Here is a 13,834-nt window from a genome sequence, read left to right on the forward strand (position 1 = left end):
TCAGAAAGTCATACGTTTCAGGACTCGGCGTCCGCAGAGTTCGTGTTTGATAACGGCTGAGATGTGCAATGCCACCAGTATCAACAACAGCCCGCACGTCCAGACATGGACAGCAAAAAACCTGTCAATCCAGACTGGACTTTCCAAGGGCTGCGGCACTAAAAACAAGTTGAACACATTAATGTCGCGATCCATCATCAATACCCCGGTAATTAGTACAACCCCGGTGACTAGATAAATAGCTTTGTGCATCAGGCACGCCACGTGATCCATCAGTGTTTTGTTGCGTGCGTCATCGGCGCATGACATGAAAACCAGATACAACCTTAAAGCGAACACCGGGATGAATAGTGCGGTCACAGATACGTTGACGAAGCCTACCCAATCCTTTGTTTGTGGCGTCACTTCAACTACTGAAACATAGAAACCAGACAATAACGCCCATAAAATCACTGCCGCTGAAAGCCAGTGCAGCACTACTTGTACTCGCGAATAACCACTGCTTCTCATCACGCCCACCAAAGTTGAACTAGTGGCACGATTAAAGTTAGTTATAGACAGACCGTCAAGACGAGCACTTATTAGAAAATACTGCACGATGTAAGCAACTACAACTTTCAACTTGAAAAATAGCAAACCAAGAAGAAAACAACCAACTACGGCAACTTAAACAACAGTACTTAATCCCGCGAGAAACAATCAGAAAAATTCTAATCGTGATTGCCACCCGGCCTTGGCACGGGCAGCCATCAAGAAAAGGTATTACTCGTGGTATTGCGCCGACAGCTCATGTACCGCACGCAGGAACGCGCCCGCATGTTCCGGATCAACTTCCGGGGTAATGCCATGGCCCAGGTTGAACACGTGGCCGCTGCCCTTGCCGTAACTGGCGAGGATCCGGCCGACTTCGGTGCGAATGGCTTCCGGCTTGGCGTAGAGCACGGTCGGGTCCATGTTGCCTTGCAGGGCGACTTTGTTGCCGACGCGATCACGGGCGCTGCCGATGTCGCAGGTCCAGTCCAGGCCCAACGCATCAGCGCCAGCGTCGGCAATGCTTTCCAGCCACAGGCCGCCGTTCTTGGTGAACAGGATGACCGGCACTTTGCGGCCTTCGTGTTCGCGGATCAGACCGCTGACGATTTTGCGCATGTAGGCCAGGGAGAATTCCTGGTACGCCGCCGCCGAAAGGCTGCCGCCCCAACTATCGAAGATCTGCACCGCTTGCGCCCCGGCCATGATCTGGCCGTTGAGGTAGCTGGTGACCGTCTGCGCGAGCTTGTCCAGAAGCAGGTGCAAAGCTTGCGGGTTGTCGTAGAGCATGGTTTTGGTCTTGCGGTAGTCTTTCGACGAGCCGCCTTCGACCATGTAGGTGGCCAGGGTCCACGGGCTGCCGGCGAAGCCGATCAGCGGCACGCGACCGTTCAGTTCGCGGCGGATGGTGCTGACCGCATCCATGACGTAGCCGAGGTCTTTGTGCGGATCTGGAATCGGCAGGGCTTCGATGTCGGCCATCGTGCTGACGACTTTCTTGAAGCGTGGACCTTCACCGGTTTCGAAGTACAGGCCCTGGCCCATGGCATCCGGGATGGTGAGGATATCGGAGAACAGAATCGCCGCGTCCAGTTGTGGATAGCGGTCGAGCGGCTGCATCGTGACTTCGCAAGCGAACTCCGGGTTCATGCACAGGCTCATGAAGTCGCCGGCCTTGGCACGGCTGGCGCGGTATTCAGGCAGGTAGCGACCGGCCTGACGCATCATCCATACCGGCGTGACGTCTACGGGTTGCTTGAGCAGGGCGCGAAGGAAACGGTCGTTCTTCAGGGCAGTCATGTCGGCATCCGGAAAAAAAGTGCGGGCATTTTCTCAGAGCGCGACGCAAAAGGCACGGCAAGAGCCGTGCCTTTTGTCTATCGGGTCAATTTGTCGCAGAAGAACAGCTGCAAGTTTCAAGCTGCAAGCCGCAAGCGCTGTGGCTTTAAGCTTGCAGCTAATAGCTTGAAGCTTGCAGCTGGCGTCGTCAGACGCCCAGGTAATCCAGGATCCCTTCAGCCGCATTGCGGCCTTCGAAGATCGCCGTCACCACTAGGTCAGAACCGCGAACCATATCGCCACCGGCGAAGATTTTCGGGTTGCTGGTCTGGTGCTTGTACTGGCCTTGTTCCGGGGCCACAACGCGGCCCTGGCTGTCGGTCTGGATGCTGTGCTGTTCGAACCACGACGCCGGGCTCGGGCGGAAACCGAACGCGATGACCACGGCGTCGGCCGGGATGATCTCTTCGGAACCCGGGATCGGCTCGGGGCTGCGACGGCCACGGGCGTCCGGTTCGCCGAGACGGGTCTCGACCACCTTCACGCCTTCGACCTTGTCTTCACCGACAATGGCGATCGGCTGGCGGTTGTAGAGGAATTTCACGCCTTCTTCCTTGGCGTTCTTCACCTCTTTGCGCGAGCCCGGCATGTTCGCTTCGTCACGACGATAAGCGCAGGTCACCGACTTGGCGCCCTGGCGAATCGACGTACGGTTGCAGTCCATCGCCGTGTCGCCGCCGCCCAGTACCACGACCTTCTTGCCTTTCATGTCGACGAAATCTTCCGGCGACTTTTCAAAGCCCAGGTTGCGGTTGACGTTGGCGATCAGGAAGTCCAGCGCGTCATGCACGCCCGGCAGGTCCTCACCGGCAAAGCCGCCCTTCATGTAGGTGTAGGTGCCCATGCCCATGAACACGGCATCGTATTCTTCGAGCAGTTGCTCGATGGTCACGTCCTTGCCCACTTCGGTGTTCAGGCGGAACTCGATGCCCATGCCGGTGAAGACTTCGCGACGATTGCTCAGCACGGTCTTTTCCAGCTTGAACTCCGGGATACCGAAGGTCAGCAGACCGCCGATTTCCGGGTTCTTGTCGAACACCACCGGGGTCACGCCGCCACGTACCAGCACGTCGGCACAGCCCAGGCCGGCAGGGCCCGCGCCGATGATGGCAACACGTTTTCCGGTCGGTATGACCTTGGACATGTCCGGGCGCCAGCCCATGGCGAACGCGGTGTCGGTGATGTACTTCTCGACCGAACCGATGGTCACCGCGCCGAAGCCGTCGTTGAGGGTGCAGGCACCCTCGCACAGACGATCCTGCGGGCACACCCGGCCGCACACTTCCGGCAGGGTGTTGGTCTGGTGCGACAGCTCGGCGGCCTGAAGGATGTTGCCCTCGGCCACCAGCTTCAGCCAGTTCGGAATGAAGTTGTGCACCGGGCACTTCCATTCGCAATACGGGTTACCGCAACCCAGGCAGCGGTGGGCCTGGTCGGCCGAATGCTGGGGTTTGAAGGGTTCGTAGATCTCCACGAACTCTTTCTTGCGTTGACGCAACAGTTTCTTCTTCGGATCCTTGCGCCCGACCTCGATGAACTGGAAGTCGTTATTGAGACGTTCGGCCATCTTCAAAACCTCTTACACGACAGCTTCAAGCTACAAGCTTCAAGCTGCAAGACAATCACGGTGGCAGGCACAACGCGCACTGCTGTTAACTTGCGGCTTGGAGCTTGCCGCTTGCTGCTGCGTCGTTTATTGCGGACTCGCACGAGTACTGGAGAGCAAAGATTTCAAGCTCGCCGCTTTCGGTTTCACGAGCCAGAAACGACGCAGATAGTCGTCGAGGTTTTCAGCGAGGTTACGACCCCATTCGCTGTCGGTTTCCTCGACGTATTCGTTCAGCACGCGTTGCAGGTGGCTGCGATAGGCTTCCATCGCCTCACCGCTGATCCGCTGGATTTCCACCAGTTCGTGGTTGACCCGGTCAACGAAGCTGTTGTCCTGGTCGAGCACGTAGGCGAAACCGCCGGTCATGCCTGAGCCGAAGTTGTAACCGGTCTTGCCCAGGACGCAGACGAAACCACCGGTCATGTACTCGCAGCAGTGATCGCCAGTGCCTTCCACAACCGTGTGAGCACCGGAGTTACGCACGGCAAAACGCTCGCCCGCGGTACCGGCAGCGAACAGCTTGCCGCCCGTGGCGCCGTACAGACAGGTGTTGCCGATGATGGCACTGTCCTGAGTCTTGTAGACGCTGCCCTTCGGCGGAACGATGACCAGCTTGCCACCGGTCATGCCTTTGCCGACGTAGTCGTTGGCGTCGCCTTCCAGGTACATGTTCAGGCCGCCAGCGTTCCACACGCCGAAGCTCTGACCGGCCGTCCCTTTGAAGCGGAAGGTGATCGGCGCGTTCGCCATGCCTTGGTTGCCGTGCTTGCGAGCGATTTCACCGGAGATCCGCGCGCCGATCGAACGGTCGCAGTTACAGATGTCCAGGGCGAAATCGGCGCCGCTCATGTCGTTGATGGCCGAGGTGGCCATGTCGACCATTTTCTCGGCCAGCAGGCCTTTGTCGAACGGCGGGTTGCGCTCTACCTGGCAGAACTGAGGTTTGTCTGCCGGGATGTGGTCGCTGCCGAGCAACGGGGTCAGGTCCAGGTGATTCTGCTTGGCGGTCTGGCCTTCGAGGATGTCCAGCAGATCGGTACGGCCGATCAGCTCTTCGAGGGAGCGCACGCCCAGCTTGGCCAGCCACTCACGGGTTTCTTCGGCGACGTAGGTGAAGAAATTCACCACCATGTCGACGGTGCCGATGTAGTGATCCTTACGCAGCTTCTCGTTCTGAGTCGCGACGCCGGTGGCGCAGTTGTTCAGGTGGCAGATGCGCAGGTATTTGCAGCCCAGCGCGATCATTGGCGCGGTGCCGAAGCCGAAACTTTCAGCGCCGAGGATCGCAGCCTTGATCACGTCGAGGCCGGTTTTCAGGCCGCCGTCGGTTTGTACCCGGACTTTGCCGCGCAGGTCGTTGCCGCGCAGGGTCTGGTGGGTTTCGGCCAGGCCGAGCTCCCACGGAGCGCCCGCGTATTTGATCGACGTCAACGGCGATGCGCCGGTGCCGCCGTCGTAGCCGGAGATGGTGATCAAGTCCGCGTAGGCCTTGGCCACACCGGCCGCGATGGTGCCGACGCCCGCTTCTGCTACCAGCTTCACCGAGACCAGGGCCTTCGGGTTGACTTGTTTCAGGTCGAAAATCAGTTGCGACAAATCTTCGATCGAATAGATGTCGTGGTGCGGCGGCGGCGAAATCAGGGTCACGCCCGGCACTGCATAACGCAGCTTGGCGATCAGACCGTTGACCTTGCCACCCGGCAGCTGACCACCTTCGCCAGGCTTGGCGCCCTGGGCGACCTTGATCTGCAGCACTTCAGCGTTGACCAGGTATTCCGGGGTCACACCGAAACGGCCGGTCGCAACCTGCTTGATTTTCGAGCTCTTGATGGTGCCGTAACGCGCCGGGTCTTCGCCGCCTTCGCCGGAGTTGGAACGCGCACCGAGGCGGTTCATGGCTTCGGCCAGGGCTTCGTGGGCCTCCGGCGACAAGGCGCCGAGGGAGATGCCGGCAGAGTCGAAGCGCTTGAGCACCGATTCCAGCGGTTCGATCTCGCTGATGTCCAGCGGCGTGTCCAGGGTTTTCACCTTGAACAAATCGCGGATCATCGACACCGGACGGTTGTCGACCAGGGCCGTGTATTCCTTGAACTTGCTGTAGTCGCCCTGCTGCACAGCGGCTTGCAGGGTGTTGACCACGTCCGGGTTGTAGGCGTGATATTCGCCGCCGTGGACGAATTTCAGCAGACCGCCCTGCTGGATCGGCTTGCGCGGACTCCAGGCTTCGGCGGCCAGGGCTTTCTGCTCGGCTTCGATGTCGACGAAACGCGCACCCTTGATGCGGCTTGGCACGCCACGGAAGCTCAGCTCGCAGACTTCTTCGGACAGGCCGATGGCTTCGAACAGCTGCGCACCGCGGTACGAAGTGATGGTCGAGATGCCCATCTTCGACAGGATCTTCAACAGACCTTTGGTGATGCCTTTGCGGTAGTTCTTGAACACCTCATAGAGGTCGCCCAGCACTTCACCAGTACGGATCAGGTCGCCCAGCACTTCGTAAGCCAGGAACGGATAGACCGCCGAGGCGCCGAAACCGATCAGCACCGCAAAGTGATGCGGGTCGCGAGCGGTCGCGGTTTCCACGAGGATGTTGGAGTCGCAACGCAGGCCTTTCTCGGTCAGGCGGTGGTGCACCGCGCCGGTGGCGAGCGAAGCGTGGATCGGCAACTTGCCCGGGGCAATGTGACGGTCACTCAACACGACCTGGGTGCGACCGGAGCGCACGGCTTCTTCAGCCTGATCGGCAACGTTGCGGATGGCCGCTTCGAGGCCGACGCTTTCGTCGTAGTTAAGGTCGATGATCGCGCGCTCGAAGCCCGGGCGATCGAGGTTCATCAGCGAGCGCCACTTGGCCGGGGAAATGACCGGCGAGCTGAGGATCACGCGCGAGGCGTGTTCCGGCGACTCCTGGAAGATGTTGCGCTCGGCACCGAGGCAGATCTCCAGCGACATGACGATGGCTTCACGCAGCGGGTCGATCGGCGGGTTGGTGACCTGCGCGAACTGCTGGCGGAAATAGTCGTACGGCGTGCGCACACGCTGGGACAGCACGGCCATCGGCGTATCGTCGCCCATCGAGCCGACGGCTTCGTAGCCTTGCTCGCCGAGCGGACGCAACACCTGATCACGCTCTTCGAACGTGACCTGGTACATCTTCATGTACTGCTTGAGCTGATCGACGTCGTAGAACGCCGAACCGTGGTCGTTGTCTTCCATGGTCGCCTGGATGCGCAGGGCGTTCTTGCGCAGCCATTGCTTGTACGGGTGACGGGACTTCAAGCGGTTGTCGATGGCATCGGTGTCGAGGATCTGACCGGTTTCGGTGTCCACGGCAAAGATCTGGCCCGGGCCAACACGGCCCTTGGCGATCACGTCTTCAGGCTGGTAGTTCCAGACACCGATTTCGGACGCCAGGGTGATGAAACCGTTTTTGGTGGTGACCCAACGCGCCGGACGCAGACCGTTACGGTCGAGCAGGCACACCGCGTAACGACCGTCGGTCATTACCACGCCGGCCGGGCCGTCCCACGGTTCCATGTGCATCGAGTTGTATTCGTAGAACGCACGCAGGTCCGGGTCCATGGTTTCGACGTTCTGCCACGCAGGCGGAATGATCATCCGCACGCCACGGAACAAGTCGATGCCACCGGTGACCATCAGTTCAAGCATGTTGTCCATGCTCGATGAGTCGGAACCAACGCGGTTGACCAGCGGGCCGAGTTCTTCCAGGTCCATCAAATCGTTGGTGAACTTGGTGCGACGGGCCACGGCCCAGTTACGGTTGCCGGTGATGGTGTTGATCTCGCCGTTGTGGGCGAGGAAGCGGAACGGCTGCGCCAACGGCCATTTCGGCAAGGTGTTGGTGGAGAAGCGCTGGTGGAACACGCAAATCGAGGTTTGCAGGCGCTGGTCGCTGAGGTCTGGATAGAAGGCGGACAGATCCGCCGGCATCATCAGGCCTTTATAAATAATGGTCTTGTGCGAAAAGCTGCAGATGTAGTGATCGGCGTCGGCGGCGTTGGCCACGGACGAGCGACGACGGGAGGTGAACAGCTTGATCGCCATGTCCTGATCGCTCAGGCCTTCACCGCCGATGTACACCTGTTCGATCTGCGGCAGGCGCTCCAGGGCCAGACGGCCGAGGACGCTGGTGTCGATCGGCACTTTGCGCCAGCCGACGAGTTGCAGGCCGGCTGCCAGGATCTCGCGGTTCATGTTTTCGCGAGCGGCTTCGGCTTTGACCGGGTCCTGGTTGAAGAAGACCATGCCCACGGCATATTGCTTGGGCAGTTCGACGCCGAAGGTTTCCTGGGCGATCGCTCGCAGGAACACATCCGGCTTTTGAATCAGCAGACCGCAACCGTCACCGGTCTTGCCGTCGGCGTTGATCCCACCGCGGTGGGTCATGCAGGTCAGGGCCTCGATGGCCGTTTGCAAAAGGGTATGACTGGGTTCGCCCTGCATATGGGCTATCAGGCCGAAACCGCAGTTATCCTTGAATTCATCTGGTTGGTACAGACCTGCTTTCATAGACACTTTCTCACCAGGCTGCCTCTTTTCGAGGCAAATTTCTTTTCAATTCAACCACTTGCGATCCGCGCCGAACGTACGCCGGCTTAGCGGGGGCAAAAGGGTGGTCATTGTACACAGCGACACAGAGGCTCACAAATTTGACGACGAACTGTCGCAAATCTATGTCGCATTTGTGAAAGGTTTAAAGCGATCTGCTGTGCTAGTCAAAACTTTTTTAATTTTGACCGCAACGACTCAAAGACTACTGTGACGCAGACACCACAAGGCACGCGGCCTGAAGAGGCGGCATGCGCTTGCAGAAATTTTGAGGTGCCGGGAGTGGCGGCCTGGGTAAGGCCGCCGAATCTTCAGCGAGTTGTTGCCAGTTCCTGTTGGACGCTGGCGACAGTGCGAGGCCAAGGTTTACCAGCCTGAACCTTCGCTGGCAAGGCCTTGATGGCGGTAAGGGCTGCATCACGGTTGGCGAAGTTACCGTAAGTGATGACGTAAAGCGGCTTGCCGTTGAGGACTTTCTTGAAATAACGGTACTCGCCGCCCTGTTCTTTCACGAAGGATTGCGCGGTCGCTTCGGAGCTGGTGCCGAGGATCTGCACCACGTAGTTGCTCGTCGGCTGCCCGGCATACCAGGTGCCACCGGCGCCTTTCGCAGCGGCGGCAGGAGCTGGTTTTTCGGCAGGCTTGGCGGTGGCCACGACGGCTGGCTTGGCTGGCGCTGGAGCCGGGGCCGGCTTCACGGCAGGTGCAGTCGGGACTGGCTTGGCTGTGGCGACCTGAGTCGGTGCTGGCACCGGTTTGGCGGCAGGCGTCGGCGCAGGGCCAGGCTGGATGCCCGCAGGCGGCGCGGTGGTGGTCACGGTTGGCGGTGTAGCGCTGGAACCTTCGACCGGCACACCGTCGTCGCCTTCGGTGATGCCACCGGCCGCTTCAGCCAGAGGACCGCGCATGACCGGTTGCGAGTTGCCGACCAGCGGCAATGGCATCGGTTGCGAATTACCAGCGAATTCCACGGCAGGAGCACCGCCGCTGTTAGGTTGTGGCGTGCCTTGGCCGAGCGGCAGTTGCGCCTGTTCGTTGGCAGGCGCGCCGGTGGTCGGTGCTTTGCTGCGACCTGGCATCAACCAGGCGGCGGCTACCGCGACCACGACGACGGCGGAAATCGCCAATACGTGTTTCTTCGGCATGTTGAACCCCATACTTGGACGCTTGACCGCTGAGCGGCTGGCAATCATGGCTTCGATCATTGCATCGCGGGCAACCTGGTTGATGGTGCCAGGCCAGCCGTCGGAGCTTTCGTGAATATCAGAGATCTGATCTGCGGTGAAAAGTTCGATACCCCGGCCGGCGCCTTCAAGCCGCTGGTCCAGATATTCGCGAGTTTCTTCCTCGGTGTAGGGCTGCAACTCGATGACGTGGAAACGCTCTTCCTCGAGGCTCAGCGCGTCCAGTTGGGCAATCAGCGACGACTCACCGAACAGGAACACATGCGGGCGACCTTCCGGTGCGCCAGCGGCCAGGGCCAGCAGGGCCTCCAGCGCGGATTCGTCGAGTTGCTCGGCGTCATCCACCAGCAAATAGACTTCCTGCCCGGTCAGCGCCAATTGCACGACCTGCGACAGAATCGCATTGACCTCCGCCTGGGCGACGTTCAGCGCCTGAGCCACCTGACGCAACACGCCGGCCGCATCGCCAGCACCACGGGCGGAAACCACCACGCTCTGCACTGACTGCTTGTTCGTGCTGGCCACCAGGGCCTGGCGCAACAGGGTCTTGCCACTGCCTTGCGGGCCGGTGACGACCAGCAGCAACTGGCTGTAGCGTGCCAGGTGATGCAGTTGCCCCAGCACCGGTTTGCGCTGGGCCGGGAAGAATTTGAAGCCAGGCACCCGTGGAGCAAAAGGGTCATGACTCAACTGGTAATGGCCGAGGAAAGCCTCGTCGGCATGCAAACTAGTCATCGGGATCTTATTAACCTTTAAGCTGAGCCAGGGCGCGGTAATCCGCTCCCAGCGTGGCCTGTAAAACTTCTTTCGGATAATCGTCGGTCACCACCGCTTCGCCCATGTGGCGCAGCAGCACCAGGCGTAAACGACCGTCGATCACTTTCTTGTCAATTGCCATGTGTTCGAGAAAATCGGCTTCAGTCATCTCTTCAGGCGGGATGACCGGCAGGCCGGCACGCTGAAACAGACGAATGCCGCGATCGCGTTCCTGCTCGCTGATCCAGCCCAGTCGCGTGGACATTTCCAACGCCATTACGGTGCCAGCAGCGACGGCTTCGCCATGAAGCCAGACACCATAGCCCATATGGGTTTCGATAGCGTGTCCGAAGGTGTGACCCAGGTTCAACGTGGCCCGAACACCGGTCTCCTTCTCGTCGGCACCGACTACCTCGGCCTTGGCCGCGCAGGAGCGTTCGATGGCGTAGGTCAGGGCGACCTGGTCCAGAGCGCGCAGGCGATCAACGTTTTCTTCGAGCCAGGTCAGGAACGGCTCGTCGCAAATCAGCCCGTACTTGATGACTTCCGCCAGCCCCGCAGAGAGCTCGCGGGCCGGCAGAGTATTGAGGGTCGCGGTATCGATCAGCACCACATTCGGCTGATAGAAAGCGCCGACCATGTTCTTGCCCAACGGGTGATTGATCCCGGTCTTGCCGCCCACCGAGGAGTCTACTTGCGACAGCAACGTGGTCGGGACCTGGATGAAATCAACACCGCGCTGATAGCAGGCCGCCGCAAAACCGGCCATGTCACCAATCACGCCGCCGCCGAGGGCGATAACGGTGGTGCGGCGGTCGTGGCGTGCAGTCAGCAGGCCGTCGAAAATCAGCTGCAGGGTTTCCCAGGTCTTGAAAGCTTCGCCGTCCGGCAGCACCACGGAAATCACCGAGAACTGCGCGAGGCTGCGGGTCAGACGTTCGAGATAGAGCGGCGCAACCGTCTCGTTGGAGATGATAGCCACTTGCCGTCCGCGGATGTGCGGGGCCAGCAGCTCAGGCTGATCCAACAAACCTTCGCCAATGTGAATCGGGTAGCTGCGCTCGCCTAGATCGACCTTGAGTGTCTGCATGTGTCCCCACAGTGAAGATGGAATCAGGCGTCCTGCCTTGAGTTAACGAATGTCCACGGCGTCTGCTGGTGTGACGCCGTTCGGTAGCCATCCGCCACAACCTTGAGCGGTCGTGACAGGACGCCGAGGATAGCGCATTTCGCGCCTCGCTTTAACGGGGAGGAAGCTGCTGCAAGCGTTCGAGAATATCGAGCACCACCATTCGCGGCGGCCGCTCATCGGTTTCAACCACCAGGTCGGCGATTTCCCGATAAAGCGGATCGCGGATCGCCAGCAGATCCCGCAGGGTCTTGGCCGGATCGGCGGTGCGCAACAATGGGCGATTACGATCGCGTGAGGTGCGGCCAACCTGCTGCTCGACAGAGGCGTGCAGATAGACCACCCGACCGCCGGCGTGCAGCGCCCGACGATTAGCTTCGCGCATCACCGCGCCGCCACCGGTCGCCAGCACCACGCCATCGCAGCCGCACAGCTCGGCAATCATCGCCTGCTCGCGGTCACGAAAGCCCGGTTCGCCTTCTTTATCGAAAATCCACGGGATATTGGCGCCCGTGCGCAATTCAATTTCCTTATCGGAATCTTTGAACGGCAGGCGCAGCTCTTTGGCCAGCAACCGGCCGATGGTGCTTTTTCCAGCCCCCATCGGTCCAACAAGAATCAAATTTCGCACAGAATCAATGACTCACAGCAATCGCCTGGTTATTCATGATACGCGGAGTGAGAAATACCAGCAGCTCGGATTTTTTCTCCGAAACCACGTCACGCCGGAAAAGGCGGCCAAGATACGGCACATCACCGAGAAATGGCACCTTATCTACAACCTTGCTCTGAGTATTTGAGAAAACTCCGCCTATCACGATGGTCTCGCCATCATTGACCAGGACCTTGGCATTGACCTCGTTTTTCTTGATCGGCGGTACATCCTGGACCTTGTTCAGGTAGTCCGGTTCGTCCTTGGTGACCTTGACCTCCATAATGATCCGGTTGTCCGGAGTGATCTGCGGCGTGACCTCAAGGGACAGCGACGCCTCCTTGAACGACACCGAAGTGGCACCGCTGGAGCTGGCTTCCTGATAGGGAATCTCGGTGCCCTTGAGGATTTTCGCGGTTTCCTTGTCGGACGTGACCACCTTGGGCTGCGAGACGATTTCGCCGTTACCGGTCTTCTCCATCGCGGTCAGTTCCAGGTCCAGCAGCACGTTATCGGTGATGAAGGCGATGCCGATCCCCGAGGTATTGCCAGCGGCACCCAGGTCGACAAACGGCGAGTTGGTACTGGTGCTGCCCGGGGTACCAATGGTGGTTGACGAACCATTGCTGACCCCCGACGTGTTCCAGTTGCCCTTGTTCTGCACCGAACCACCCCAGCGCACACCGAGGCTTTTGTCGTAGTCGACGTTGGCTTCGACGATTCGAGCCTCGATCATCACCTGACGCACCGGGATATCCAGTTGGGCAACGATGCGACGAAGTTCATCGAGTCGGTCCTGGGTCTGGTAGGCAATGATGTTGTTGGTCCGCTCATCAACCGTGATCGAACCCCGCTCGTCGATTTTCGATTCGGCACTGGTCACCGACGTGAACAGCTTGGCGATGTCGGCAGCCTTGGCGTAGTTGACTTGCAGCAGCTCTCGACGCAGGGGCGCGAGGTCGGAGATCTGCTTCTGCGATTCCAGTTCCTGACGCTCGCGCGCGGCGATTTCATCGGCCGGTGCCACCAGCAGGACGTTGCCGATCTTGCGCTTGTCCAGGCCTTTGGTTTTCAGCACCAGGTCCAGCGCCTGGTCCCACGGCACGTTCTGCAGACGCAGAGTGATACCGCCCTGCACCGTGTCGCTGGCCACCAGATTGAGATTGGTGAAGTCAGCGATCAGTTGCAGCACCGAGCGCACATCGATGTCCTGGAAATTCAGCGAGAGTTTTTCACCGGTATAGGCAAAACGTTCGGCATTGCGCTTTTGCAGGTCGTCGACGGTCATTGGCCGGATGCTGACCGTCAGCTTGTTGTCGGTCTGGTAGGTCGAATAATCGAAGGCGCCGCTGGGCTCGATGCTGATCGTGGCCCGGTCGCCCGTGGCGCTGGCGTTGACGAACTGCACCGGGGTGGCGAAATCCTTGACGTCCAGACGTACGCGCAACGGCTCAGGCAACTGGGTCTTGGCGAAACTGAGGATGATCTTGCCGTCGCGCTCCTGAATGTCCGGGGCGATGGACGGATCCGACAGATCAATCACCACATTGCCTTCACCCTGCGTACCGCGCTGGAAATCCACACCGCGGATGGCCTTGCCCACCGGTGCGTAGGCTTTTGTCGGGGCGGGCGTTGCAGTCGCGGCGCGAGGTGGACTGGCGGGCGGCCGGGATACCGTGTTATTGGCCCCCTCACCGACTACCACGATCAGTTTGTTGCCCTCGACTCGCGCGCTGTACGGGGTTAACTGCGTCAGATTGATGATCAGCCGCGTACGGTCCTTGGCTTCCACAACCGTTGCACTGCGGGCATTGCCGCCGCCCAGGTCGCGACTCTTGCTCGCCAGCTTGGTGACCACGCCTGGCAGATCCAGCGCAATGCGTGCAGGCGACTCGGTCGTGTAACCGTGGGGCTGCGGTGGCGGGCCATCGAAAGACAACTTCAACTCGACACGATCACCCGGCAGCGCGGCGACATCCAGCGCGTTGAGGTTGGCCGCTTGTACCATCGGCGACAACAACGCTATCCATAGCGAGATACCGAGGGTTGAGAAAATCCTGTTCATT

8 protein-coding genes are annotated in these 13,834 nt (G+C 59.9%); all 8 read right to left on the reverse strand.

From position 1 onward, the window contains the following. Nucleotides 1-510, reverse strand: coding sequence for a cytochrome b (locus ACYZT6_RS24030; RefSeq protein WP_462028915.1), 510 nt, complete (start codon nt 508-510; stop codon nt 1-3). A 252-nt stretch (nt 511-762) separates the two neighbouring features. Next, on the reverse strand, nt 763-1,830 hold the full coding sequence (hemE, locus tag ACYZT6_RS24035; RefSeq protein ID WP_462028916.1) for a uroporphyrinogen decarboxylase: 1,068 nt from the start codon (nt 1,828-1,830) through the stop codon (nt 763-765). A 187-nt stretch (nt 1,831-2,017) separates the two neighbouring features. Continuing rightward, nucleotides 2,018-3,436, reverse strand: coding sequence for an FAD-dependent oxidoreductase (locus ACYZT6_RS24040; RefSeq protein ID WP_462028917.1), 1,419 nt, complete (start codon nt 3,434-3,436; stop codon nt 2,018-2,020). A gap of 126 nt (nt 3,437-3,562) precedes the next feature. Further along, complete coding sequence (gene gltB / locus ACYZT6_RS24045; protein ID WP_462028918.1) at nt 3,563-8,008, reverse strand: glutamate synthase large subunit; 4,446 nt, start codon at nt 8,006-8,008, stop codon at nt 3,563-3,565. Nucleotides 8,009-8,358: 350 nt separating this feature from the next. Continuing rightward, nucleotides 8,359-9,966, reverse strand: coding sequence for an AAA family ATPase (locus ACYZT6_RS24050; RefSeq protein WP_462028919.1), 1,608 nt, complete (start codon nt 9,964-9,966; stop codon nt 8,359-8,361). A 10-nt stretch (nt 9,967-9,976) separates the two neighbouring features. Next, nucleotides 9,977-11,077 carry a 3-dehydroquinate synthase gene (gene aroB, locus ACYZT6_RS24055; protein WP_462028920.1) on the reverse strand — a complete coding sequence of 367 codons (1,101 nt, stop codon included), beginning with the start codon at nt 11,075-11,077 and terminating at the stop codon, nt 9,977-9,979. A gap of 151 nt (nt 11,078-11,228) precedes the next feature. Further along, the gene (gene aroK, locus ACYZT6_RS24060; RefSeq protein ID WP_010464421.1) at nt 11,229-11,747 is read right to left on the reverse strand and encodes a shikimate kinase AroK; all 519 of its coding nucleotides are present in this window, start codon (nt 11,745-11,747) and stop codon (nt 11,229-11,231) included. Between the two features lie 4 nt (nt 11,748-11,751). After that, nucleotides 11,752-13,833 carry a type IV pilus secretin PilQ gene (pilQ, locus tag ACYZT6_RS24065; protein ID WP_462028921.1) on the reverse strand — a complete coding sequence of 694 codons (2,082 nt, stop codon included), beginning with the start codon at nt 13,831-13,833 and terminating at the stop codon, nt 11,752-11,754. Nucleotide 13,834 lies beyond the last annotated feature (1 nt).

This window comes from Pseudomonas sp. RT6P73, assembly GCF_054897715.1.